19 protein-coding genes and 3 tRNA genes are annotated in these 25,165 nt (G+C 39.6%); 5 read left to right on the plus strand and 17 right to left on the minus strand.

Annotated elements, in window-relative coordinates; translation table 11 throughout:
• Positions 1 to 41: 41 nt before the first annotated feature.
• The 12 genes from N7548_RS06655 to N7548_RS06710 form a co-directional block, all read right to left on the minus strand.
• On the minus strand, positions 42 to 3,272 hold the full coding sequence (locus N7548_RS06655; RefSeq protein WP_263608692.1) for an Ig-like domain-containing protein: 3,231 nt from the start codon (positions 3,270 to 3,272) through the stop codon (positions 42 to 44).
• Complete coding sequence (locus N7548_RS06660; protein WP_263608693.1) at positions 3,269 to 4,312, minus strand: serine hydrolase domain-containing protein; 1,044 nt, start codon at positions 4,310 to 4,312, stop codon at positions 3,269 to 3,271. The genes N7548_RS06655 and N7548_RS06660 overlap by 4 nt, the downstream gene beginning before the upstream one ends.
• Positions 4,309 to 8,025, minus strand: coding sequence for a glycoside hydrolase family 10-like protein (locus N7548_RS06665; protein WP_263608694.1), 3,717 nt, complete (start codon positions 8,023 to 8,025; stop codon positions 4,309 to 4,311). The genes N7548_RS06660 and N7548_RS06665 overlap by 4 nt, the downstream gene beginning before the upstream one ends.
• Positions 8,022 to 9,242, minus strand: a complete 1,221-nt coding sequence (locus N7548_RS06670) for a glycoside hydrolase family 10-like protein (RefSeq protein ID WP_263608695.1) — start codon at positions 9,240 to 9,242, stop codon at positions 8,022 to 8,024. Before N7548_RS06670 ends, N7548_RS06665 begins: the two co-directional genes overlap by 4 nt.
• A gap of 8 nt (positions 9,243 to 9,250) precedes the next feature.
• Positions 9,251 to 10,390: an anhydro-N-acetylmuramic acid kinase AnmK gene (gene anmK, locus N7548_RS06675; protein ID WP_263608696.1), complete on the minus strand. Its 1,140-nt coding sequence runs from the start codon at positions 10,388 to 10,390 to the stop codon at positions 9,251 to 9,253.
• A gap of 142 nt (positions 10,391 to 10,532) precedes the next feature.
• Positions 10,533 to 11,378: a MurR/RpiR family transcriptional regulator gene (locus tag N7548_RS06680; protein ID WP_263608697.1), complete on the minus strand. Its 846-nt coding sequence runs from the start codon at positions 11,376 to 11,378 to the stop codon at positions 10,533 to 10,535.
• Positions 11,379 to 11,519: 141 nt separating this feature from the next.
• Positions 11,520 to 12,911: an FAD-binding oxidoreductase gene (locus N7548_RS06685; RefSeq protein ID WP_263608698.1), complete on the minus strand. Its 1,392-nt coding sequence runs from the start codon at positions 12,909 to 12,911 to the stop codon at positions 11,520 to 11,522.
• Complete coding sequence (locus N7548_RS06690) at positions 12,904 to 14,106, minus strand: electron transfer flavoprotein subunit alpha/FixB family protein (RefSeq protein WP_263608699.1); 1,203 nt, start codon at positions 14,104 to 14,106, stop codon at positions 12,904 to 12,906. Before N7548_RS06690 ends, N7548_RS06685 begins: the two co-directional genes overlap by 8 nt.
• A gap of 9 nt (positions 14,107 to 14,115) precedes the next feature.
• On the minus strand, positions 14,116 to 14,907 hold the full coding sequence (locus N7548_RS06695) for an electron transfer flavoprotein subunit beta/FixA family protein (RefSeq protein WP_263608700.1): 792 nt from the start codon (positions 14,905 to 14,907) through the stop codon (positions 14,116 to 14,118).
• A gap of 43 nt (positions 14,908 to 14,950) precedes the next feature.
• Positions 14,951 to 16,540 (minus strand): phosphodiester glycosidase family protein, encoded by a 1,590-nt coding sequence (locus N7548_RS06700; protein WP_263608701.1) that lies wholly within the window; start codon positions 16,538 to 16,540, stop codon positions 14,951 to 14,953.
• Entirely contained in the window at positions 16,530 to 17,165 is a 636-nt protein-coding gene (locus tag N7548_RS06705; RefSeq protein ID WP_263608702.1) for a hypothetical protein, read from the minus strand. Before N7548_RS06705 ends, N7548_RS06700 begins: the two co-directional genes overlap by 11 nt.
• A gap of 127 nt (positions 17,166 to 17,292) precedes the next feature.
• Positions 17,293 to 18,615 (minus strand): GNAT family N-acetyltransferase, encoded by a 1,323-nt coding sequence (locus N7548_RS06710; RefSeq protein WP_263608703.1) that lies wholly within the window; start codon positions 18,613 to 18,615, stop codon positions 17,293 to 17,295.
• 201 nt (positions 18,616 to 18,816) lie between these two features.
• On the opposite strand from N7548_RS06710, the gene nagA reads away from it, so the two are divergent.
• Both nagA and nagB read left to right on the plus strand, forming a co-directional pair.
• Positions 18,817 to 19,944: an N-acetylglucosamine-6-phosphate deacetylase gene (gene nagA, locus N7548_RS06715; protein ID WP_263608704.1), complete on the plus strand. Its 1,128-nt coding sequence runs from the start codon at positions 18,817 to 18,819 to the stop codon at positions 19,942 to 19,944.
• A 1-nt stretch (position 19,945) separates the two neighbouring features.
• Positions 19,946 to 20,671, plus strand: coding sequence for a glucosamine-6-phosphate deaminase (nagB, locus tag N7548_RS06720; protein WP_263608705.1), 726 nt, complete (start codon positions 19,946 to 19,948; stop codon positions 20,669 to 20,671).
• 35 nt (positions 20,672 to 20,706) lie between these two features.
• Here nagB and N7548_RS06725 read toward each other — a convergent pair whose 3' ends face one another.
• The 3 genes from N7548_RS06725 to N7548_RS06735 all read right to left on the minus strand — a co-directional run bounded on the left by N7548_RS06725 (position 20,707) and on the right by N7548_RS06735 (position 22,291).
• Positions 20,707 to 21,228 carry a GNAT family N-acetyltransferase gene (locus tag N7548_RS06725; protein ID WP_263608706.1) on the minus strand — a complete coding sequence of 174 codons (522 nt, stop codon included), beginning with the start codon at positions 21,226 to 21,228 and terminating at the stop codon, positions 20,707 to 20,709.
• A gap of 82 nt (positions 21,229 to 21,310) precedes the next feature.
• A tRNA-Trp gene (locus N7548_RS06730) sits at positions 21,311 to 21,385 on the minus strand.
• Between the two features lie 54 nt (positions 21,386 to 21,439).
• Positions 21,440 to 22,291, minus strand: a complete 852-nt coding sequence (locus tag N7548_RS06735) for a hypothetical protein (RefSeq protein WP_263608707.1) — start codon at positions 22,289 to 22,291, stop codon at positions 21,440 to 21,442.
• A 138-nt stretch (positions 22,292 to 22,429) separates the two neighbouring features.
• Between N7548_RS06735 and N7548_RS06740 the strand changes: the two genes are divergently transcribed.
• The 3 genes from N7548_RS06740 (at position 22,430) to N7548_RS06750 (ending at position 23,154) form a co-directional block, all read left to right on the plus strand.
• Positions 22,430 to 22,505: transfer RNA gene (locus N7548_RS06740), tRNA-His, on the plus strand.
• A gap of 27 nt (positions 22,506 to 22,532) precedes the next feature.
• A tRNA-Gln gene (locus N7548_RS06745) sits at positions 22,533 to 22,606 on the plus strand.
• A gap of 164 nt (positions 22,607 to 22,770) precedes the next feature.
• Positions 22,771 to 23,154 (plus strand): hypothetical protein, encoded by a 384-nt coding sequence (locus N7548_RS06750; RefSeq protein ID WP_263608708.1) that lies wholly within the window; start codon positions 22,771 to 22,773, stop codon positions 23,152 to 23,154.
• Positions 23,155 to 23,167: 13 nt separating this feature from the next.
• Here the strand turns inward: N7548_RS06750 and N7548_RS06755 are convergent, their stop codons facing one another.
• Entirely contained in the window at positions 23,168 to 23,650 is a 483-nt protein-coding gene (locus N7548_RS06755; RefSeq protein WP_263608709.1) for a hypothetical protein, read from the minus strand.
• Positions 23,651 to 23,732: 82 nt separating this feature from the next.
• A complete protein-coding gene (locus tag N7548_RS06760; RefSeq protein ID WP_263608710.1) occupies positions 23,733 to 25,031 on the minus strand; it encodes an alpha-amylase family glycosyl hydrolase in 1,299 nt (432 codons plus the stop codon).
• Positions 25,032 to 25,165 lie beyond the last annotated feature (134 nt).

The raw sequence follows: 25,165 nt of genomic DNA on the forward strand, positions 1-25,165 counted from the left end.
TTACGGCTTTTGATTTTTTTTTTCAAATCCCTGAAAATCTACTAATGAACTGTGCCAGGTAAATAGGTATAGAACGTACGTGATGTAGACACATTATCCACTGTGATTGTCACGGTGTAGCTCACGGTCATTGCACGATCCGGCATTTGAATGACTCGACCTGTATGATCTACATACTCAGGGAAATCAGAGACAAATTCGATGTTGGCGTTGCCACGTAAGTGTTCTACTTTATATTCATACTCTGCCAATTCTTCAAACAATGGCACCAATCCACCACGAATCATCGATTGTGGACAAATTTTGCCCGAGAAGTCTTGGTGATACGCGAGTTGTGTGAGTGGTAAATTGTATTGTTTCATCAATTGTGCGGATAATTTGGCAGTTCTTTGCCATACACGATAGTTATCGCCATCTTGTGCAACTGAAGTTTCAATACCAATACCGTTGCGGTTTCCGCCACCAAAATAAATGCCGTTTTTGGTCGGTAGTGTTGACCCGTCGCCTGCGTGATAGGCAATTTCATCGAGTGGGATATGTTGATACAAGGCTTTATCATCCATCGTAAAATGCCATGAGGTATTGAGTACAGTTCCCGCTTGTGCTGCATTCCATAAATAATTCGCGTGTGACAATGCACCCGCACCTGGCGCGGTGTTGGCTGTTTCATGAACGACGATCCAATAGACATAATCTGAGTTGTAAACAGGCACACCATCCGGATGGGCAGGTTTTTTAACCCCTGGACGAATGCCTGATGATATTGGTAATAATTTAGAGGTATTTATGGACAATCCATCGAAAAGGTATCTAGAGACAGATTCATATTTATAATCTACATAGTTGAACCCTGTACCATAGACCAACCATTCATGTGGGGTGCTATAAGATACCATGGACAAGGTTAATAAATCCATGAGATCGCCATCATTTAAAGCACTATATACTTGAAGCGTATATTCTTGATAGACATTCATATCTTCTTGAAGTTCAACACGAATGACCACTTTACCTGGTTGTAAAGTTGTCACCAAACCTGTTTGATCCACGGTTGCTTTTTCAATATCTGATGAAGACCATAACATCGGTTTATCCGAATAGTCGTATGGAAACGGTGTGGCGTTTAGTTTGAAGGTTTCTCCAACCAATAAATCGTTTTTCGGTGTGTCTGTTGAAATTTCAATCCCTGGGTGGGTTGTGATGATGAAGGTAACTGTACCTTTAACATTAAAATCCACAGTGGATCTCAATGTGATGGTCACTTCACCACTCTTCACTGCGTTGACATTCCCATTTTGAACGGTTGCTACATTTGGATTAGAGGTGATCCACCCCAATCGATTGGTAGGCATATCTAGTGGTAGTAATTCAAAACTGATTTTGTATTGTTCACCAATCATCATTTCATCAATTGGGTTGGTGATGACAATTTGAACAGGGATGAGCGGGTTATAATTGGCTTCTTGAACCACCGCGTTCGCTTGGCTATAGAAACCCCTCAATTGTTGTTCTGAAATATTGGAGAATTGACTTAATACTGGGGTTTCACTGCCCCAATAATTCAATGTGAAATCGACATTGGATTGTTCGGATTGATATGCGTTCATCGTTGAATTGGATACTTTATTGAATCTAAAGAAAGCTTTTAAGGTGTTCGCGTTGGTATTGTAGACATTCGCGTGCACCGCTTCTGTCGTGTCTGAAATGGTATTCCAAATCATTTCGATGGATGCGTTAGAAATCAATTCGTTTTCCGATTCAACACGAACACCGTAGTTGACTTGTGTCATGGTATTTTGTTTGATTAATAACAACCCACCACGGAAATGGACGATATTGATGGCGTCAAAATCAAAATTGTTGAAGGTGTTATTAGAAATTTCAACGGTCCCGACATTGTCCAAAACGATGGCTGATGATGACAATTGTGTAAATGTATTTTGTTGAATTTTCAAATTTTTCACTGGGACATCATTTTCGATGACCGCTTCACCGGTGAAATTGAATCCTTTAACGGTGACGTCGTCAGCCGAAATGTGGATGGATTTTGATAAAGCTGTTGATGAACCCATCAAGGTAACTGGGGTTTCAATGTTTAATGCTTCATCATAAGTCCCATCTAAAACGTAGATGGTTGCGCCAGGGGTTGCTGCGTCTAGCGCCTCTTGAATTGTCTTGAAATAGTCCACATTCAATTGATAGTTGCGTTCTTCATGGGTGATTTCAGTAGCTGTTGACACATTATTGACAACGATATTGTGAATGACATTAACCACCAATGTGGCCTTAACTGTGTTATCAAATCGAGATGTCACAGTAATGGTGACTTGTCCAACCTTATGACCAACCAATGCATTTTCCGCATTGAAGGAGGCGATGGACTCATCGCTAGAGCTGAAAACCATATCTGGGTGACCCAGCAATGGTAATATGTTCACTTGAATGGTTTGTGATCGGTTCACATTGAGTTCATCTGAACCATTGAGTGTAATCGATTCAGGCATAACGTAGACCATCACCGTGATTTCTTCATAGATGTCTGGATTGCTGATGGAAGCGATGCGAATGGTGGTTGTACCAGCCGCTTTTGCTTTGACTAATCCAACTGAATTCACGGTGGCTATACTGGTATCAGATGAGGTGATTTGAACATCTTCTGACGCTTCAAAATCAATGGTGATTTCATCATCCACCAATAGAGCCAAATCATACGCATCGACTGAAATATTGATGTATTTTGAAACAATGATTTCAACGGTTTTGTTCACCAAAGGGTTGTTAACACTTTGGATCGTTAATGTTGCAGATCCGATGGCAACCCCGGTGATGACACCGGTTGCGTTCACTGTGAATATGTTGGTATCACTGGATGTGTACGTGAGGTCATCGTTCGCTTCTATGGATATCGGTAACGTATTTCCGACCATGACTTCAAAACTGGTCGCAGTCAAATCGATTTGTACGGATTTGTAGACAGTGACCGTAATATCTTTTGTAATCGAAGCGTCTGAACCTAACTTCACTGTGATCACAGTCGTCCCTGCTTTTAAGGCAGTGATCAATCGTGTATCACTGATGCTGATGATGGTTGAGTCAAAGCCTTCAACCAAGTGACCTGATTTGTCATTGGTATCCACTTCTAATTGAAATGTCTCGCCTTCGGTTAATACCACGGCGGTTTGATTGACATCCAAGGTGTAGGATTGATCTACACAGGCTGTCAACACAAATAGGCTTGCCAACATGAGGATGGCCATCCATTTAAATTTCATTTGTGTTCCTCCCATTGTTTGATGAATAGACGATATATCTCGTCTCGATAGCCAAAGATGTGATTGTTTTCACGCTTTGGATGAACCGCATTGGTTAGTAAAACAAAACCTTCTTGACGTTTTAAGTTGATCATCAAGTTACATCCAGTAAATCCTGTATGGATGATGAGTTCGTCTTTAAAAGGATATAAAACATGTGATTTACTGGGTTTCTCAAATCCCAACGCTCTGGCTTTAGGGTTATCGGATAAATCGGTAGCTTCCACTTGAATTTGATTGAGCTGTTCAATCGTTTTTGGTGATAATACATGCGTTTGATTAAACATCGCTAAAATGAATTTTGCGATATCACTTGCGGTTGAGAATAACCCGGCATGACCGGCTAGACCTTGCATGGCGAATGATTTTTCATCGTGTACTTGGCCTTGAAGATACCCTTGAAACACAGTATCTTCACGAAGTTCGGTTGGTGCACAACGGATTGGGTATGGTCGATAACTCGAATCCATCATATGTAGTGGTTCGAAGATTTCTAATCTCGCCACAACATCCAATGGTTTTTGATGAATTGTTTCAATGATTTTGCCCAGTAGTATGAATCCAACATCAGAATAGACCACATGAGACCCTTTGGCATATATTTTTTCTGAGTGAAATACTTTTTCCAAGACTTCATCGGGGTTTCTTAAGGTGTTGGCACGTCGGATGTCCGCTGGTAACCCAGACGTATGGGTGAGTAAATCGTAAATGGTGATGTCACCATAAGCAACGTTTTCTAAAATCGATTGGACGGGTGTGTTCAAAGACAAACGACCCGTTTCAATCAACTTAAAAATCAATGTGTTGGTGGATATGACTTTGGTTAACGAAGCCACATCGTATATTTCATGACCTTGATTCAATACTTTATTTGGATACAAGGCTTTATACCCAACATAATCACACTGGATTTGACCGTTTCGTATCACACAAAACTGTCCACCAGGAAAATGTTGTTTGTTGACCCCTGTCTCCAAAATGTTTTTAATGGTTTCTATCATGGTTTTTTCTTGATGGCGAAGAAAATAACGACACCAATCGCGAGTGTACCTATCACAGAAGCCCCTATCAACACCATTTGATCTTCCGAGAACGGTTCAGATTGAGCGACACATTTACCATCAATCAACGTTTCATCGCTATCACAAATAGGATCTTCTGGTTCTGGGTCAACTGGATCGACCGGTGCTTTATACCAATGGGTTTGAACATCGGTAGTCCAATAATAATTGTCCATGCGTTCCAATGCTTGAACGACTTCGGGGTCTGTACTATTTAAGGTTTTAAAAGAGAACAATGCGTGACCTTTAACACTTGGGTATTGTGAAGCATACCTGAGTTGTTCTAAAAATTCATTTTCATTGGTCCAGTTGTTAGAGGTTTCAGCGTAACGGTAGAATCCATGTCCGATGATGAGATCAACACCGGCATTTTCAGTGATTTCTGCCCACCAATCGACCAAGTCAGCATACGGTGCAGCACTGTGGTCAAATTGCCAGTAAAGCTGTGGCATGATGTAGTGCACCCAACCTTCTTCTACCCATTTTTTAGAGTCTGCGAATTGTGCTGAATAGCTTTGTAATGCGCCAGAAGAGGTATTTGAACCATCCCCACCGCTTTTCCAAATGCCAAATGGGGATATCCCAAATTTCATATTTTTCTGCTTAGCGATATTTTCAGCTTCAACGGTATCAAATACCATTTCTACCATTTGGTCGACATTATTTCTACGCCAATCGGCTAGGCTCAATCCATTTGGATTATTCGATAGGAATGTCTCCGCATCTTGCGCATTGTTCATACCTGAATAACTATAGAAATAATCATCAAAATGGATGCCGTCGATGGCGTATTTGGTGACGAGTTCATTCACCACTTGATTTAAGTAATTTCTAACCGCTGGTTCGCCTGGGTTTAAGATGAGTTTACCTTGGCTATCAGCGATGACAAGGTTTGGATTTTTTCTCGCAAAATTATCTTCGTGTAATGCGTTCAATTGGGTCATTTTGTCATCGGTACCTGTGGATACACGATAAGGATTGAGCCATGCATGGATTTCAATCCCGCGTTTATGACCTTCTTCAACCATGAACGCTAGGACATCAAATCCAGGGTCAAAGCCTTCAGTACCGTTGATGTAACGAGACATCGGTGCGAACTCTGAATAATAGAACGCATCATTCATCGGTCTTACTTGGAAGAAAATGGTATTCATATGAACCGCTTTGACACGTTCAATGATGGCAATCAATTGGGCTTTATAAGCCGCTTCCGTCGTCATCATCGGAACGTCGATGTTAGAGACAGTTGCGACCCAAACAGCGCGCACTTCTTTGTCTTTTTCAGACCAAGTTGTTGGTAACTCAATCGGTGTATTGGTTTGATAATAATTGACCGGTTCGCCATCACGAATGACGTATAAGTTGTCTTCTACCGGTGGTAGTTGCATCCTAAAGCGCTCGGTTAAAGTTTCAGATACATTGAGTGCTTCGTCGATGGCGTAATATTCTAAGGTGTATAAGTTGTTTAAGTAAAACTCAAATGGGTCAACATAGACTTGCCATGAAGTCCAATTTGATCCATCGTGTAAGCGGTAATAAATGGTAGAATCGTCTTCTACAGATAAAGCGGCTGTCACTTCTGTGATGTAGTATAAACCTTCTTTGGTCCCTGTGATTTCTATCGCAGGGTCATTAGGTAAGGTTTGATCAATCACAATGGTCTTATAAGTGGCTGTTTTACAACCATCGTTGTTTCGATAACCAATGACATAATCGCCTTCTTCATCGAAAGTTACTGGTGCACTATAATCGGTCCATGTGCCACCATTGATGTTGTATTGAAGGTTGGTTACCCCATTTAAATTCATTACAGCACTTTGGTAGAAATCATTGCTGCCAGTACCTGCAAATAAGGCAGTTGGTAGGGCATAACATGGCACGACCACTTTGAGAGATAAGGTTTGAACCGGTGATTCTGCTCCTTCACTGCTGATCGTTTTGGTTTGAATGAAATAGTTGCCTGGGTTGGTTAATACCAAAGGTTCAGTATAAAGTACCCAAGGTCCGACACTGCCAAAGTTGATCGCGACCCACACTGGGTTACTACTATTTGCGTTGATCGATACCGATACGCCTGGTAAATAATCATTACCTGATTTGTCACCTGTTGGGGTAATTACAGGAACATCGGTATTGATTTTATTGATGATGAGGGTGTGTCCTTGAATGAGTGATTCTTCATTAGAAGCGTTGACCGCTTTAACGTGAATGGCATAGGTGCCTTGTGTCGTAAAGGTCACAGGGGTGGTATACAATGTCCATGTACCATAATCCAAACGATAATAAATTGTGTCCGGTGATGTGATGCTCATCGTGACATTGGTTCGGTATTCATCCCCTTGTTTGGTGCCTGTAAACATCACCACAGGGGAAGCAACATTGGATTCTGCGAGTGTCCCAAATGGCATGGTCGTCCATAGATTATTCACGACATTGGTCACGTTGGTTGTATTCAAATAGGCTGCGCTATAGAAGGCAGACCCGATGATTTCTGGGTATTGCGCATTGTGTAACAACTGGTTTTGAATTTCTGTACTACCCCAGTTTTGAGCAGCGGATATCGAGTGTCCAATGACGAGGTCTACGCCTGTACCACGCACTTGTTCGACCCACCAGTCCACCACGTTCGCGTATGGTGCGGCTGCGGTGGTGAATTGCCAGTATACTTGAGGGTTGATATAGTGTACCCAACCTTCTTTCACCCAACGTCTAGAATCTGCGAATTGAGCATAATAGGATTGCATCCCATTGGTATCCGATCCTTCGCCACCATTTTTCCAAATACCAAATGGTGAAATACCGAATCGAATGTTTTTACCATTGGCTAAATTATGGGCTTCAACGGCGTCAAAAGTCATTCTTACTGCGTCATTGACATTTTCACGACGCCAATCCTCTAGGGATAAATTATTCGGATTATTGGCAGCATAAGTGGTTGAATCGGCTGAGGTTGGTGTGCCTGAATAAGGATAAAAATAGTCGTCATAATGAATACCATCAATATCATACAAGTCCATGATTTCATCGACGATATTGACGATGTAATCTTTGACCTGTGGTTCACCCGGATTTAGTATATATGGGAAATTACCGTTCGAATCGGCATTCCCAGCGATGACCAACTGTGGGTTGATTCTCGCGAAATTCTTGGTGCTTAGCGCATTTAATGCGGTGGTTTTGGATGATGAGGTGGTCACGACACGATAAGGATTCATCCATGCGTGAAACTCGATCCCTTGTTGATGGGCATAATCAATCATAAATGCCATGACATCCCAGCCTGGATCGATGTTTTCAGTCCCTGACATGTACTTTGAAAATGGTGCATACATGGAATCGTACCACGCATCGTTCATCGGACGCGTTTGGAAGAAAATCGCGTTCATGTTTTTGGATTTCACTCGGTCAACAAGTGCGCGATATTCGGTTTCAAACGCAGTACGATTAATGGCTGTACCGATGTTTAAATTCCATGCTGTAGCGACCCAAACTGCTCTGAGTTCGTAGTCTTTTTCCTCATACTCATTAAGGGGTACAGCAGCGGTCGTTTGAAAAATCGATGGGGTTTCTTTTTTAGGTTGTTGTTGACCATATAGGAACGTTCCGAGCAGGAACAAGCAAATGCCGATAATGGTTGTTTTTAATAGCTTCATTCAGCCACCTCTTTCAATGTTTGTTGTAAGGAGACCATCCCTTGACGGCTCTTGTCTTGATTTAAAAATGTTTTATAGGTGAAAAATACATGACCTTTGACGGTTTTGTATGGGTTTGCGTATTTCAACTGATTCGATACTTCTTCTGGATTTTCATATTCACCTTCATTACCAAGGCGATATGCCCCGTGACCAAGGTATAAATCAACGTTGGTATGTTGACAGGTTTTGACCCAAAAACGAACCAAATCTGCATAAGGTGCTAGTGGGTGTCCAAACTCCCAGTAGAGTTGTGGAACGATGTAATCGATGTAACCTGATTTAACCCATAAATAGGCATCAGCGTATTGATTGTCATACGATTGGGTTGCTTTAGGGCTTACATGTGCACCGTGTTCTGATTCAACACTATTTCGCCATATACCAAATGGAGAAACCCCAAATCGGACACTTGGTTTTACCGCCTTAATCGCGTGATATACACCTTGGATGGCGAGTGTGACTTGATGTCTTCTAAAGTCATCTAGTGATTGGTTTTTATCGGGTCTTTCTTCATAATCTTTTAAATCATTTTCGATGTCATCTAGCCCTTGATAAGGGTAGAAATAATCGTCAAAATGAATACCAACAACTTCATAATTTTCGATGATTTCAACCATCGAATCGATGATGTGCTGTCGAACTTCCGCTTTGGCTGGGTTTAAGATGATTTGACCCTCTTTGTTTAAGATGATTAAATCCGGTCTTTGAACCGCTAGGTTATTGGAATCACACGTTTTTAAGTAATCATCTTTCTTAATTAACCCATTCAGTGAAACACGGTATGGATTACACCAAGCATGGACTTCAATGTCTCGCTTTTTCGCTTCGTCGATGACAAACTTCAAGACGTCAAATGGGGGTTGTTTACCTTCTTGACCAGTTAAATATCGACTGATGGGATTTAACTGTGAAGTATAAAAAGCGTCATTTGTTGTTCTCACTTGATAAAAGATGGCATTCAAGTGGAAGTTTTTCGCTGTATCCAACATGGTGATGATCTTTTGTTGATAGTCATACACATCGGTCAACACAGGAAAATCGATGTTCGCAACATTCGATACCCACATCGCACGAAATGGTTTTTTCAATTGGATTTGATTGGATACTTCTACCACCTGGGTTGTCCCATAGTAAACGATGGGTTGAGATGGGTTTTTATATAAATGTAATTTCATGTGTTCTCCTACTTAATGACTGGACTAATGTCGCCTAGAACGACCAATTTGGTCGCACCGGTTGCGGATAATATGTGATTGAAGTGTCGATTTAACGTCTCATTGCCGAGTATCACAAAAGCGACAGCTTCTTTACATTTAGAATCCATGCCGTGGTCTTCTAATGTAGATACTTTGATGGGGTATATACCCTTTCGAATGTTTTCGATGATGAATGGGTTATATGCACCACCACCTGAGAAAACAATTTCATCAATGGGTTGTGTTTTAAGCATCTTTCGATAGCTTTCAATAATACTATTTACCGTAAACATCGATAAGGTGTGCACGATATCGTTGGGATGTTCGTCTTTATACGTTTGAATCAAATGCGCCGTATAATCATCGCCGAATAATTCTCTACCAGTGGATTTTGGAAAATCCTGTTTGAGATATGGGTGAGCCATGAGTGTTTCATACAAGGGTTCTATCAATTTCCCTAAAGAAGCATGATAGCCATTTCGATCGTAGGGTTCATTGAACAGTTTTTTCATTGCGTAATCAATCATCATGTTCGCTGGGCCCGTATCAAACGCGATGACTTGGTTGATATCTTGACCTTTAGGCATCAAGGTTAAATTCGATATCCCGCCGAGGTTATGCATCGCGATGGTCTTATCTTTTTGACTGAACAGGACATATTCAGCATAAGGCACCAACGGCGCACCTTGGCCACCTACGGCCATATCTGCAACTCTAAAGTTGGATACGGTAGTGATGCCTGTCAGTTGAGCGATGATTGAACCAAAGCCAAGTTGTAAGGTGCTTTTAACATGGTCCTTGGATGTGGTCGGTATATGGTATATGGTTTGGCCGTGTGAGGCGATAAAATCGATATTGGATGGTTGTAAGTTTTGGGTTTTTAAGAACTGATTGATGGCGTCAGAAAAGGCATATCCTAATTCAAAATTGAGACTGGTGATGTCTCTAACGTTTGTTTTAAGTTGAATCGTATCTTGAATTTTTTCAACCAATCCTGGTTCTAATTCATAGGATTGATGGGCAATGACTCTAACGGATGTGTCCATAAAAGACCCATCTATTTCACATAAGACCACATCGATGCCATCCAGTGAGGTCCCACTCATTAAGCCAATTGACAATTTCATGGTTGTTTCTCCATCTTCGCTATTCATTATAGTGGTTTTACTTTGTAATTGAAACGCTTTCATTGTCTTTTGGTTGTTTTTTTCAAAATGGAAAAAAATCCCTTAGACGAGAAAAAAAGTATGCATCACGCATACTCTTTTATTATCGTTTAAATTGTTTGAATGTTTGATAGGTGGTTTCGAGCATTTTAACGGAACGGTCAATGTCTGTATATGCACAATGCGAGAACAATGCGTCCACAACAGCGAGCTGTGAAATACGCGATGTCATCGCTGCACTTCTAAACTCCCCTTCCAATGAAGAGGTATAAATGACGATGTCACCTAAGTCCGCTAAAATGGATGATCCTAACTTCGTAATCACAATGATTTTCGCTTTATTTTCTTTCGCTAACAAAGCGGATGAAATGATTTCTTTGGTTTTACCTGAGTTACTGATGAATATGATGACGTCTTTTTGATTGATGAAGGATGCGTCTACCAATTGGTCATGTGATTCGCCTTGAGCGATACAAAACTTATTGATACGTCTGAGTTTCATTTCTAAATCTTTACAAACGATATAAGAAGATCCTTTACCAAAAATGAGGATTTTTCTCGCACTCATAATGATTTCAGCGGCTTTTTCATAGGTATCTTCATTGTATAGTTTTAAGGTATCTTCTAAGACACGAATATCATTTTCAATCGCGACTTTACCGGTATTGAATTTCTTGGTCAAAATGACGTCTGAATATTCGGTATGTTCAGGAATTTCAACTTTCGCGTTGGCTAAAATAAAGTCGATTTTAAAATCCTTGAATCCACGATATCCAAGTTTTTTGCACATTCTAACGACAGAGGCTGGTGAGGTATAGGCTGCTTCTGCAATCTTTTCAATCCCGAAATCTTTTAAGTCTTCTTTATGTTCAATAAGATAATCCAATACAACCTTTTCGGCCATACTGAGTTCTTCTTTGTTTTTTAGCATATTTAACATGATGCTCATAAAAATAAAACCCCCATTCTCTACTTCTATCGATGAATCACCATAGTAATTATAACATAGAAGTATCTAAATGTAAGGGCTTTACATCATTTTTAATGATGGGGTTTTGTTAATTCAAAATCATTCTTGATAGGCTATGGTTTAAATGACCTTACTTGGATTTAGAATGCCTTTAGGGTCAAAAACCTGTTTAATGCCTTTCATGAGTTGGATTTGTGTATCTCCCAATAAGTCAATCATATAAGCCTTTTTAGCATATCCTATGCCGTGCTCACCTGAGACCACACCACCCATTTCAAAGGCTTTATCATACATGAGTTTAAATCCTTTATGAACAATGGATTCCCAATCGGATTGAGACATCCCGTCTTTACAAAAATAGATGTGCAGGTTTCCATCCCCAATGTGTCCAAAATAGGGGATTCGAATATGGAGTTGTTCAGATACTTCTCTCGCATAAGCCAAGTATGCACTGACGGCAGATCGTGGTAAACAAACATCGATTTCATCAATCTCATCGGTCGATGATTTGATGGCTTCAAGGAATCCACCACGAACGGTCCATACGGATTTAGCACGCTCAGCCGTGTCAACTAAGAACACATCAATCGCACCCAATTCCAAGCACATGTTAGAAGCAATCTTAATGTCATTTTCAACCGATGCATCGGTATTACCATCATAGGATAACAATAAATATGCTTCGAAGTTGTTGTGTGGAATCTTCTTGCCTAAGAAAGTTTCAGAGTACTGTAACGATTGTTTTTCTAGGAATTCTACTGCAGTTGGTGTGACATGGTTCTTAATCAGTACAGGTGCAGCTTTAATGGCTTCTTCACGGTTATGGAATGGCACCAATAGTGAAACGGTTTTCTTTGGTTTAGAGATCAGTTTTAAGGTAGCGGAAACGATGATGCCTAGGGTACCTTCAGAACCAATGATGAGGTCTTTTAGACCGTAACCGGTAGAGTTTTTAACGACTTTCCCCCCGGTTTGGATGATTTCACCATTGGGTAAAACCACTTCTAATCCCCTCACCCAGTCTCTCGTAACACCATATTTGATGGCACGCATACCACCTGCATTGGTGGAAATATTACCACCGATGGTCGCGGTTTTTTCGCCTGGGTCAGGTGCGTAAAATAAGTTTTCTTTTTCTACGGCTTCATAAATATCTAGCAACAGTACCCCTGGTTCAACGGTTAAAGTCAAATTGACATTGTCTAATTCAATGATGTGATTCATTTTAGAGGTATTCAATAAAATACCACCATGAACTGGTACACAGGATCCAACCAACCCTGTACCAGCACCACGAACGGTGACTGGCAAATTGTTTTCATAGGCATAAGCCATGATTTTTGAAACTTGATATTTGTCGGATACATAGACATGGGCTTCTGGTTTGCCAGAAACATTTTTTAATTCATCGTGCGTAAATTCATGGTCAATGTCTCCACCCACGGTGATGTGTTCAGCGCCGACGATATTGGTTAAAACTTCGATGTCGTGACGATCTAATTGCTTAAACATGTTTGATAACCCCCATTTGTTCTAATAGTTCATTGAGTTTTGGTACAACCTGATATAAATCCCCACAGATGGCATAATGTGAATGGTCAAATAGCTTGCAGCGTGGGTCTTGATTGATGGTGATGATAGTTTCAGATTCTTTCATCCCTTCGATGAAATGAACCGATCCACTGATGCCGATGTTGATGAGTAATTTGGGTTTTACAGTTCGACCCGATAGACCAATTTGGTGTCTCGCGTCAAACCACCCGTTTTCAATCAATGGTCTTGTACAAGCCAAATCTGCACCTAGTAAGGCTCTCAACGGTTCGATGAGTTCCAAATCTTTTTGTTTCTTAATCCCTCTACCAAGCGCGATGATAATTTCCGATTCAGAAATATCTTTGGCTTGTGGTTTATGGACGGTTTCTACCAACGTGATTTTGGATGATTTTGGAATGTCTAAAACCGATTCATAATGAACTTGTCCAAACGGTTCTACGATGGCTGGACGATTAAACATTTTGTATCGGATGGTGGCGAGTTGTGGGCGGTTATTCGGTGTATTGATTTTCGCCATGATATTTCCACCAAAAGCAGGTCTGATTTGTAAAAGATCGCCTTCTTCAGTGATATCTAGCATCGTACAATCCGCGGTTAACCCCGTTCTTAAACGCGCCGCTACTCTTGGAGCGAAACTTCTACCCAATGGGGTTGAACCGAATAGAATCACGTTGTTTTGATATTTTTTATAGAACGTTTCAACCACATGGGTGTAACGTTCGACATTGAATTCGCCATATAAAGCATCTTCATAGACAAAAACATCGTCTACACCATAGCTTAAACACGCATCTACCATGGATTTGGTATCACTACCGATGACGATAGCATATACTTTTTCTTGTGTTTTTGATGCGATTTCTTTGGCTTTTCCTAAAAGTTCAAAACCTACCGGGTGACACACATTGTGGTGTTGTTCCATGAATACAGCGATGCCTTTATATAACGATTTATCGATTTTCGGTCTCGAATCGTCAATGAATTCACAAACCCCTTTCGGGCCCTTTTTCACACAAAGCTTACAGACGCGGCAGCTCGCATTGATGGATAAGTATTCGTCGACATATTCGAACGCATTGAATGGACAAATTTGTTTGAGTTGATCAGCCACCGCTTTCGTGACTTTGGAATTATCTACTTTGATATAGCCCATGGTAACCTCCTATAAGAAACGCTTATCTTTTAGTATCTCTACTAATTGATTAGATAGCGTTTGTGGGTCACCTTCAAAGCGGGTAGAATGCATCGATTTATCTGGTGAAAAAATCTCATCTACCTGGGTTGGTGAACCGTTTAAACCATAATGATTTTCATTTTGGTCTTCTAAATCTTTAAATGTAACGTAATTTATCTTGTAGTTATCGAATAAAAGCGATCTTCTAAAGGATGGCAATCTTGGCGTATTTGCATCTTTTTCTACGGTTAATAGACATGGTAATTCAACTTTTACGACTTCTTCATATTGGTCATAGGCACTCTTAACAATGACATATTCAGGGGTTACTTCAATGAGTTCTTTGACATAAGGCACATGTGGTATACCTAAGAACTCTGCTATCTCAGGTCCCACTTGAGCTGTATCACCATCGGTGGTTTGTTTGCCACAAATGACGATATCGTATTCATGAATGTGTTTAACCAATTGGCTGATGGTATATGAGGTTGCGAGCACATCCGCTCCTGCAAATTTTCTATCGGTCAATAGTGTGGCTTCATCTGCCCCCATGTACAATGCTTCTTTCAACACTTGAGTGGCTGATTGTGGCCCCATACTGATGGCGTGAACCAATGTATTGGGTACACGTGATTTGATTTGAAATGCAGTTTCTAATCCAAATAGGTCAAACGGATTCATTTTAACGTTTTGTGAATCCCTAATCAGTACACCTGTGATGGGGTCTACTTGGACATTGGATGAGGCAGGTACTTGTTTGATACAGGTAATAATTTTCATAGTGGTCTCCTAAACGGCTTTTGTAAAGAAACCAATCCAAGGGTTAGTTGGATTGGTTAGCGTTGTGTTGTGCTTGGGTATAGTCTCGAATGAAATCTAAGAAGTTGAGCATATCATTCGAATATACGGTATACGATAATTGTTGTGAATAAGACGATTGCTTGTAGGTTTCATGGTCACCAAACGCCCGTACTTGTATGGTATAAGTCCCCATTGGTAAGTTCAAATTCACAGATGTGGATGTCGTATCTATCTTGGTCGTGCCATTGATCCATACTTCATAACGAGTAGCGTGTTCAATGGTATTAAATGACAATTGACCGTTTTCATCGATGAATAATTGATTAGGTGTACTTAAAACCGTTCTAGTGTCTGGATATGGAATCGGTGGTAAACCCACAGGTAAGTTACCTTTAATGAAGAATACCCCATTGGCATTCGATCTTAAATGACCATCCGACGGTGTATTGACAATGTCATAATCATCGCCATTGAGAATGGCCATGGTGGTTGAGCCACCACCATCCAGATTGATCGCGTGGTCGGCTTCGAAATACGCCATGATTTCGGCCATTTCATATGCAGTTACGCCGTCCATCCCAAGTGGCATGTTTCTACCATCGACTGTAACAAAGAATACCGTACCATCATTTTTAATGCCTACAGCGGTTCTAGGTGCTCGAAATTGATAAGACGCTCCCTGTGTAAATTCAGTCACAGGCAACCCATCTTTCACCAATATTTCCCATCCGCCTACGGCGTCTCTGACACCTTCAAATGCGCCAGATAGACGTTGTTGAATGACAATGGTATCGTTTGGTTCGATGAATCCTTCTGAAAATACTTTGGAACCCATCAAAACAAATTGGTGTTCTTGAACCGAAACGGTATCATTGGTTTCACTTGAGTATTGGCCTCTCGCAAAATACCTTGAACCTGAACCATCGGATTTAATATCACTCGCTTCTATCATCATCTTGGATGACCCTGAAGGAATTTCATTTGCGTATTCAGGGAAAATGACAGTCACTTCATTGGTGTTCGCTGGTTCACGATTGAATCCATCGACTTTAACCGGATTCAACTTAAGTGAACCATCTTGGTCAAATACCATCACTTCATAACCGCTAAAGGTTGGTTTACCAAACACCACATCGCCATTGGCTTTGAATCCAACCAATGTTCTTGCCCAAGTGGTCCCTTGGAAAATGACTTCATAATTTCTAACATAAGGTGACACAGGAATGCCATTGCTCATGTTGTAGAAATCACCATTGACACCTGCGATGACTTTGACATCAGGAAATTTTTGATGGATGTTATAAATTTGTTGAGGCACTGTTGACATACCAAATCCAAAATCTTGATAATTATCCCCAACCACCACTTGAATGTGGGGGTTATTTTTAAGGTTGATTCCTGCATAATTAATGACTTGTTCGGAAATCGTACCATTGAAGTCGATTTCAGCAGCAATCTTAATGTGTCTAACCCCTTCAACATACTGGGTATCTCTAGACTTTTGATAAATTCTTAAAGCGGCTTCAACACGGAAAGGTTGAATCCATGTGAGGGTCAATAACGTAACAAATAACAACAATAAGGTTTTCTTGATCCATTGGTTACGATACATAGGTTGGTACCTCCACCGTTGTTTGATTATAATCATAGTAGTTTAAGATCAATTTATATACCAAATCACCAACGATGATGTCGAGTTTGATTTGTGTAATGAATGTGTCTACAGCCAACTCAAAATTAGCGTAAGTAGCTTCATCATCATAGGTTTGTACGAATGCTTCAATCGATGGATAAGTACCATAGTTGAGTAAGTATCTGGAATCCAGCAAAGTGAAATCTGATTCTTTGAGGGTATCAAAGAACTGTATAGGTGTGTTTGTATTGAATTCTATGGTTTCTCTTTGATAACCGGATGTGGTTGGATAGTATCTGTATAGACTTGATCCAACAGTTTCAAAATATTCCATATGATTGCCTGCTTGAACCGATGATTTGGATCCATCAAACTTTAATATCGATGTAGATGTCTCTTCACCCAATGTAACGACCCATTCCACCGAAACGTTGGCTAATTGTGCCGTATTATATAATTTATTTTCAAAATCTGTGCGATTGATCACGCATTTGCCATCAATGAGTGATTCATTGTCATTACAGATGGGTCCAGTATTTTGGTTACAGCCATATAAGGCTAAACCACCCAACACCCATAAACATATGAGGATATACTTTTTCATATTTTTCTCCCTTGGTATAGCATTTTACGGCTTCATTGTATCAAAGGGCTTACGAAAAAGTTATTCACAAACCGAAACAAGACTTATTTATTATAAATAACCAAAAATAAAAGCACGATGCACGTGCTTATATATAAATCCAATAAATACGCATTTCAACACCATCATAGGCGTCCATGGTGAATCTTTCGAAGATGCCACCACAGGCTTCAATGGTCTTTCTAGAGCCCAAATTGTGAATGCTACAAGATATCATAGCGGCGTCTTGTCCTAACGATTTGATTTGTTCTAAAGCCAAAGCTAGTGATAATTTCGCGTAACCCAATTTACGATATTTAGGTCGAACGGACGCGCCGGCATGACCATAGGTTTGTCTAAGTTCATCATCTAAGAAATGACGAATGTTGAGCATCGCGTACAGTTCTTGATTGTTATCCACAAGCAAATACTCTGAGGTTGGAATGGTATCCTCAGGGGTATTTGCTTGTTTTTTAACTTCTAGGTGTTTCAACCAATCGGTATAGTGGTCAAAACGACCCAAGCCACCTGTGCCATTCAGTGTGTCTTGATTGGCTAGCATCTCTTGTTTGTAATCCATTACAATGGTTTCATGTGAGCTGTTTGGTTCGACCAAATGGTACCTGAAATAATCAAAATTCACATAACCTGAAGCAGTTCCAATCTTGTTACCCACTTGGACATAAGGTTTGATCTTTTTTTGAAGTGAAGTCTTTGTTTCGAGTTTAGAAAAGTCGGTATCTCTGGTTTGAAAAACCCAATAGAGATAGGAATTATTTTCCCAAAAAGTTGCGGTAATATCAAAATAACTTTGAAACGCGAGAATTTTGGAAGATGGCTCCAATAAGCCTTTTAGTGCTGGGCTTAAAAGCCAAGTATGACAATACATTTTCGCGTTACGGTATGATGGAAAACGTCTATTAAAGAAGAGTCGAGCTAATCGAAATGAGGTTTCTAATAAAGGGTGTGTCAATACCGCATCTGAAGGGATATGAATCGATAAAACCGGTTCATTTTCCTGATTTGTCATCTCGTATTCGAGCTCCCCAATTCGAAAGATGTTCATCGCGGTTTGACGATAAGCCCACCAATCTCTTTCAAAAGCATAAACGCCGGATTGTTTATGATACTCTCGAATGAATCTGGGTAATGCTTTATAGGTTTCAATGAATACTTCATCAGATATTTTGAGCATTTGATAAGTTGGATAATTGTCTAAAGCCGCTCTTAAAAATAGATAAAGTATCCTCATCCCGTCAGGGTTTGGATACAGCTCGCGTAGTTTCTTTTGTGTGTCAGTAGCCGTAGCCATATCTCTTAATCCTTGAATCCAAACATCGTCATCTTTGTGATCATTTTGATGTATTTGTAGGATGTATTCGACGACCAAATCTGGTAATTCTAATTGTTCTAAAAAGGTTGTTAAGTCCATACCATCACCCCATTATCTTTATTGTAACAAGGAACGATGGATAAGTCACTCTAAACAGTGAACTCGAAAAATTTGTCCAAAAAAGTAAAATAGAGGCCATTTTAATCCTGCATTTTTTCAAAATCATGCCCGCCTGTTTATTTTCATTCTTTCCATGATATCATGGACATGTATCTCACTGAATCCCTATGGAGGTTCTATATGCTTAACAACTTATATATCGTCTTAAAAGACCAAATTGTGTTTGGTGACTTAATCATCCAAGATGGCAAAATCGTCAATATCCATGTCAAACCAGAACCCAACAACGCTGTTAAACGCTATGTGGTGCCCGGTTTTATTGATTTACATATCCATGGTGCAAGCAATGTGGACGCGATGGATGCGAGTACATATGCCATTGAACAATTGGCGCTTGCCTTGGTCAAAGAGGGCACCACTGCCTTTCTCGCAACCACCATGACACAAACACCACTCAACATTGAAAATGCATTGACTTCGATTGGACATTATTATCAACATCAAAACCCCAATGGATCCATCCTGTTAGGTGTTCATTTAGAAGGTCCATTTATCCATGAAGGTGCTGCAGGTGCACAACCCAAGTCTTGTATTATTCCTGCGAATATTGGCCTATTTGAAGGGTTTAACAAAGCCTCCGGCGGAATTATCAAAAAAGTTTCTCTAGCCCCAGATATCCCTGGTTCTATGGACCTCATCAGCTATTTAGCTCAAAAAGGGATTGTTTCATCCATCGCACATACCAAAGCCAACTATTCTACAGTATTAGAAGCCATTCAACGTGGGGCTTCATCCACCACCCATACCTACAATGCGATGTCGCCTTTACATCACCGTGATATCGGTGTGGTCGGTGCAGCCTTGTTACACGATGAATTGACGGCTGAATTGATTTTAGATAAAATCCATGTTTCCATTCCAGCGGCTAAACTATTGATTAAGAATAAGGGTTATCAAAATATCACGTTGATCACCGATTCGATGCGTGCTAAAAATATGCCCGATGGTTTATCTGAACTCGGCGGTCAATCGGTCATCATTTCAAAGGGTGAAGCACGACTAAATAATGGTAGTCTTGCAGGATCCATCCTACGATTTATCGATGGGTTCAAATACGCAATAAATGATCTAGGATTATCATTGGTTGAGGTCGCTTATATGTCATCGACCAGAGCAGCTCAACAACTTAAAGTTGATCATATGATGGGTTCGATTGAGATTGGCAAGCAAGCAAATTTAGTCATTTTAAATGACCACTATAACATTGAAACCACCTTGGTCAATGGCCAGGTTGTTTTTGGAGGATAAAATGAATATTCACATCTATAAAAATAAAAAAGAACTCGATCAAGCGGTCGCGGATATACTCATTGAGCATGTACGACAAAACCCAACGATTACTTTGGGACTCGCTACCGGTTCAACCCCAATTGGGGTATATGATTTACTCATCAAAGACCATCAAATGAACCAAACCGATTATTCGAGAGTCACTACCGTCAATTTAGATGAATATGTTAAGATTGGTAAAAACCATCCAGAATCCTACTTCTCGTTTATGAAGAAAAATCTATTTGATCATATCAACATTCAAATGGATCAAGTACATTTACCTGACGGTGAAACCGATGATTTAGACCAAGCTTGTGAGGCTTACAATCTTGTTTTAAGTCAGCACATCCCAGATATTCAAATCCTTGGGATAGGTGGAAATGGACACATCGGCTTTAATGAACCAGGTACACCGTTTGACATGAAAACGCATATTGTAAAATTGGCTGAGAAGACCAGAAAAGACAATGCACGTTTTTTTGAGAGCTTAGATGACGTCCCAAAAGAAGCCATCACGATGGGCATTCAAAACATCATGGATGCGAGGAAAATCATCTTAATGGCGAGTGGCGCGAATAAAGCGGAAGCCGTTAAACAAATGTTGTCAGGCCCAATTACCGAACAACTACCGGCTTCGGTATTACAAAACCACCCGAATGTTGAAGTATATATCGACAAAGAAGCGGCGAAGCTTATTATTTAAATAATAAAGATGCGAAAATCTCGCATCTCTTTTTTTTATATTGTAATCCAAAAACGTTTGATGACCGTTCCATCTAGTTCAACGTTTGGTGTATCTTCGACACCGCCACAAGCCAAAATGGCTTTCATCGAGGCGATATTGTCGGCGTTACAGGTGACAAGGGCTCGTTCAACCCCTTTTTGTTTTAAAATATCTAGTGCCATAGTTAACTGTAGTTTCGCATACCCCTTGTTTCGATAATTGGGTCTGATGGAATAACCTATGTGGCCACCAAACTTCAATAAATACGCATTGAGTTCATGTCTGATATTGACCATCCCAACCACTTGTTGGTTGTCTTCATCCCACAAAAAGTATTGTGAACCTTCGACATATTTGGAGTCTTTGGGAATCAACGCTTTGACTGCGTAGGATTCGATGTGTTTTAGCCAATCTTCATAACGTTCATAATCCTCAATGGATCCACAACCATGACAAGAGTCGTTATTTTGAATCATGTCTTGGATATACGCTTTTAAAACGGCTTCATGTTCTAAAGTTGGTTTAATCAGTTTCATATAGATACCTCTTACTTATAGGCAATTATACGTCAATTTAGAAAAAAAAGATACGCATTTTTGCGTATCTGTGTTGTAAAAGTGGCAGGGACAACAGGATTCGAACCCGTACTAACGGTTTTGGAGACCGCTGTGCTACCGTTGACACCATATCCCTATTAAGTTGAACGTGCATTACTAATATAACACACGTTCAATTATTCTTCAACTGTTATTTTTCGGATGCATTATTTTCCTGTTCATCGACCGCTTGAATCTCTTCAATCGCTTTGATATTTAGATTCTCACGAACAACAGGTTCTTTAGAATTGATCACACTGTGTGTAGTATAACGACGTTTTCTAAAGAAGAGTAGATACGTTAATAACCCAACAATAACGATGAAAATCGTGATGTTTCTCCAAAGGATGAATTGGAATTCTTTAAAGAAGTCGTGGACTGTCCCTTTGGTGTATCCTAAGGCCAACATTTGTGCTTCGGTATTGTTTTCAGCTAGTGCTAAAATATCCATATCGGTTGCGGCTAATAATAAGGTATCTGGATAATCATACAGGATGGTTTCAACCGTTTCAGTTTCATCATTGGTGGTTACTTCTTCGGTTTTGATCAGTTGTAAATCTATAATATCGATATAGTTTTCTTGTTCAGCCAATAACTTTTTAAGATTTAAAGAAGATGCATGCCAATACTTAGATTGTGTATCTTGAAATAAGACATCGACTGTTTCATCACCAGTCAATGTTAATCGAATAAAATAGTTTTCGGGTAATTCAAGCCCTGCTTTGTTTTCAATTTGAATACGAATGTGGTTTTCAGTGGTGTTTGAACCTACGAAAGCCCACAATCTAAAATCATAATCACCATCGATGTCTTCATCGATTAGATAGTTGTTGTCGTAATACCCGTAGATGCTTTTAAAGAAAGTATCTGATTCGGCTTCAATCGCTTGGTTACCATATTTTAATAAATAGCTCGCGGTCATGTCAACGTAAGAAAATAAAAATACGTTCAATCCTGCAACCATGACCAACAGGCCAAAAATAAATCGTCCTAAAAATTTCATTGTGTCACCTCTTGTGCACTTTCCATCATATCAAATAATCTTTAGATTAACCAATGTTTTTTGTGCTGTGTTAATTTTTCTATATTTTTCTCTTTACAAGAAAAAATTTTCATGTATAATAATATTTGCGCATAGATGGCGGTTGTGGCGAAGCGGTTAACGCACCGGATTGTGGCTCCGGCATTGGAGGGTTCAACTCCCTTCAGCCGCCCCATGCATGTTTTATGTGAATTTAATAGATAGGGCTATAGCCAAGCGGTAAGGCAACGGACTTTGACTCCGTCATCGTTGGTTCAAATCCAGCTAGCCCTGCCATCTAAATAAAAACCAACTTTACCTCAAAAGTTGTTTTTTTTTATTTTCAATTGAATGTTCAATTTTTAAGCCCTGCTTACCATTGAATAGATTGAATAAATTTCCTAAAATAATCTTTAAAAGCCTTGTTATCTTTGGTATAATACTTTCATGAGGTGATATCTATGGCATTCGTTTCTAAATACTTAAAACTCGTTGGTGCATTGACTTTGATTGGCTATTTCATTGGAATTTTCTTCCTGTTTTCGATGATATTCAGTACAAACGATGGTGGAGAAATTGGTGGACTCATATTTCAATTATTCTTTTACATCATTTTCGGTCCAGCCGTTGGTATCGCATTGATGTCGATTGGTTACCTCATTGATCGTCAAGAGGAAGATGAAAAAGCGGAGGCTTATAAAGCCGCTAGTTTATCATTTAAGGAAAGACCGAATCGGGTATTTTCAACTACAGCCCCATGGACTTGTAAGTGTGGCAAAGAAAATAAAGCCACCCATAAAGTCTGTCTTGAATGTGGTTTACCAAGAACACATGACAACTCTTAACGGAGTTGTTTTTTTAATATTCGATATCATTTACTAAAAAAAGTCTTTGTATGTCATCGATTTTAAGCATTTGCATTGTTTCATATAAAGTCTCTGCGTTCATATCAGGTTGATATAATTCATCATATAACTCTTCCCAGTCAATTGTTAAAACATTCGGACTAGCACTAATTGACACATATATACTCTGATCTTTATCAAAGTACTTTATGACTATACTTGTGACGCTTATGAAATTTTTAGGTCCATCCCAGTAATTTATGATTAAATTAGCGTGTATGTTTTCTTCTTCTAAATTAATAAAAATTCGTTTATTCGTTGAATCATGATTGCTTTGTTCATCGGATACACCGATATTTATTTCATCATATTCTACATCCCATGAATCTAATTTATCTGTTCCACGTTTTAGATGCTTGTAAGGCGTTGTTTGCAAAATTTCCGCACATCCTGATAAAAATAATACACAAAAAATTATTATTAACATTTTTTTCATTTAAAACACCGTCCCTTAATTTAATCATATCACTCTATTTTAATGTATTCAATAATAAATAAAAAAGACAGCGAGTGCTGTCTTATACGGTTTGTTTGATGGCGAATAATACGATTGGTTTTTCTTGTAAGATGAGTTTACCATCTTTAACAACGACTTGGTTTGGATATAAAATATTTTGATAAGTACCATCTGGAACGTTGACTTTGACTTCACCTTGGGTATTTCCAACATTGAATATACCCACAGTTAAGGAGTTTTTGTTTTCATAACTGATGACCGCTGCTTCTTTGTCTTGCATATGGATTTGATATACACCGACTTGGAATAATGAGTCCTTCTTTAAATGCGACATACGGTGGATTAAGTTACGGATTTCCACATGCTTAATCGACATGTCTACTTTATCGACTTCAAATAGATCAGGTCGATGGTCTACCCCATATTCTTGACCCGCATAAATGAGGGTTGCACCTTTAAGGAAGAATAATAAGCCTGTGATGTTGAGTAAGCGCACTGGGTCTTTAATCCAATGGGCGATACGTTCTTGGTCATGGTTTTCTAAATTTCTAAGTTTGATATAGTTTTTAGGGAAAATATACTCTTGTTTAAACATGGCTTTGAGCCAGTCATTGAGTGGTGATTTTCCTTGAACATAGCTCAAGAAATCGCCATGGATATCGTAGTCATAACAAATGTCGAACGCTTCAAAGGTTTCAGAATCTGACATGCTTTCGAATCCCATGTCACGGATGTATTTACAAAATTCACCATGAATGGATTCAGCTAACCAAACGGTATCTGGATTGATTTTAGAAATTTCTTGACGCGCTTTTAACCAAAATGCTTGTGGTACGACTGGTGCGACATCACATCGGAAACCGTCGACACCTAATATGGACCAGTTCTTTAATGCGTTAATGAGATAATCCCATAAGCCTGGATGTGAGAAATCTAAATCGGTAATATCCCACCAATCGCCTACTTTGCCTGCGAGTTTACCTTCTTTGCGATAGTACCATTCAGGGTGTTCATTCAATAAAACAGCGTCATGAGAGGTATGGTTATAGACGACATCGATCATGACCTTTAACCCTTCTTGGTGTGCCGCGTCTAACAGTGTTTTAAAATCCGCCTCTGTGCCAAATTCAGGGTTAACTGCGTAATAGTCTTGAATGGAATAAGGGCTACCAACAGACCCTTTACGATGGGCTTTGCCAATCGGATGAATCGGTAATAAATAAACGAAGTCCATACCCAAGGTTTTGATTCTTGGAAGGTCTTTAATTAAACTTATAAATGTCCCTTCTTGGGTGTGTTGTCTTAAAAAAACTTGATAAAAGTTTAAACTTCTTAAACTCACTTTTGTATCTTTTGCCATAGTATCTCTCCTCGTATAATATGTAGTGTAGATTTGGGATCAGGCCCAGCTACATATTGTTATTTATAAGATTGAAGTCCTAGTGTTATAATCAAGTCAAGATATAACCTGAAGAATCCGCTATCGCTCCTTGC

It is taken from the genome of Paracholeplasma manati, from assembly GCF_025742995.1.
GTDB lineage: Bacteria > Bacillota_I > Bacilli_A > Acholeplasmatales > UBA5453 > Paracholeplasma > Paracholeplasma manati.

Coding starts and splice junctions, on each gene's coding strand:
- N7548_RS06655 (WP_263608692.1), bottom strand. CDS start 3,272: ATGAAATTTAAATGGATGGCCATCCTCATGTTGGCAAGCCTATTTGTG.
- N7548_RS06660 (WP_263608693.1), bottom strand. CDS start 4,312: ATGATAGAAACCATTAAAAACATTTTGGAGACAGGGGTCAACAAACAA.
- N7548_RS06665 (WP_263608694.1), bottom strand. CDS start 8,025: ATGAAGCTATTAAAAACAACCATTATCGGCATTTGCTTGTTCCTGCTC.
- N7548_RS06670 (WP_263608695.1), bottom strand. CDS start 9,242: ATGAAATTACATTTATATAAAAACCCATCTCAACCCATCGTTTACTAT.
- anmK (WP_263608696.1), bottom strand. CDS start 10,390: ATGAAATTGTCAATTGGCTTAATGAGTGGGACCTCACTGGATGGCATC.
- N7548_RS06680 (WP_263608697.1), bottom strand. CDS start 11,378: ATGAGCATCATGTTAAATATGCTAAAAAACAAAGAAGAACTCAGTATG.
- N7548_RS06685 (WP_263608698.1), bottom strand. CDS start 12,911: ATGTTTAAGCAATTAGATCGTCACGACATCGAAGTTTTAACCAATATC.
- N7548_RS06690 (WP_263608699.1), bottom strand. CDS start 14,106: ATGGGCTATATCAAAGTAGATAATTCCAAAGTCACGAAAGCGGTGGCT.
- N7548_RS06695 (WP_263608700.1), bottom strand. CDS start 14,907: ATGAAAATTATTACCTGTATCAAACAAGTACCTGCCTCATCCAATGTC.
- N7548_RS06700 (WP_263608701.1), bottom strand. CDS start 16,540: ATGTATCGTAACCAATGGATCAAGAAAACCTTATTGTTGTTATTTGTT.
- N7548_RS06705 (WP_263608702.1), bottom strand. CDS start 17,165: ATGAAAAAGTATATCCTCATATGTTTATGGGTGTTGGGTGGTTTAGCC.
- N7548_RS06710 (WP_263608703.1), bottom strand. CDS start 18,615: ATGGACTTAACAACCTTTTTAGAACAATTAGAATTACCAGATTTGGTC.
- nagA (WP_263608704.1), top strand. CDS start 18,817: ATGCTTAACAACTTATATATCGTCTTAAAAGACCAAATTGTGTTTGGT.
- nagB (WP_263608705.1), top strand. CDS start 19,946: ATGAATATTCACATCTATAAAAATAAAAAAGAACTCGATCAAGCGGTC.
- N7548_RS06725 (WP_263608706.1), bottom strand. CDS start 21,228: ATGAAACTGATTAAACCAACTTTAGAACATGAAGCCGTTTTAAAAGCG.
- N7548_RS06735 (WP_263608707.1), bottom strand. CDS start 22,291: ATGAAATTTTTAGGACGATTTATTTTTGGCCTGTTGGTCATGGTTGCA.
- N7548_RS06750 (WP_263608708.1), top strand. CDS start 22,771: ATGGCATTCGTTTCTAAATACTTAAAACTCGTTGGTGCATTGACTTTG.
- N7548_RS06755 (WP_263608709.1), bottom strand. CDS start 23,650: ATGAAAAAAATGTTAATAATAATTTTTTGTGTATTATTTTTATCAGGA.
- N7548_RS06760 (WP_263608710.1), bottom strand. CDS start 25,031: ATGGCAAAAGATACAAAAGTGAGTTTAAGAAGTTTAAACTTTTATCAA.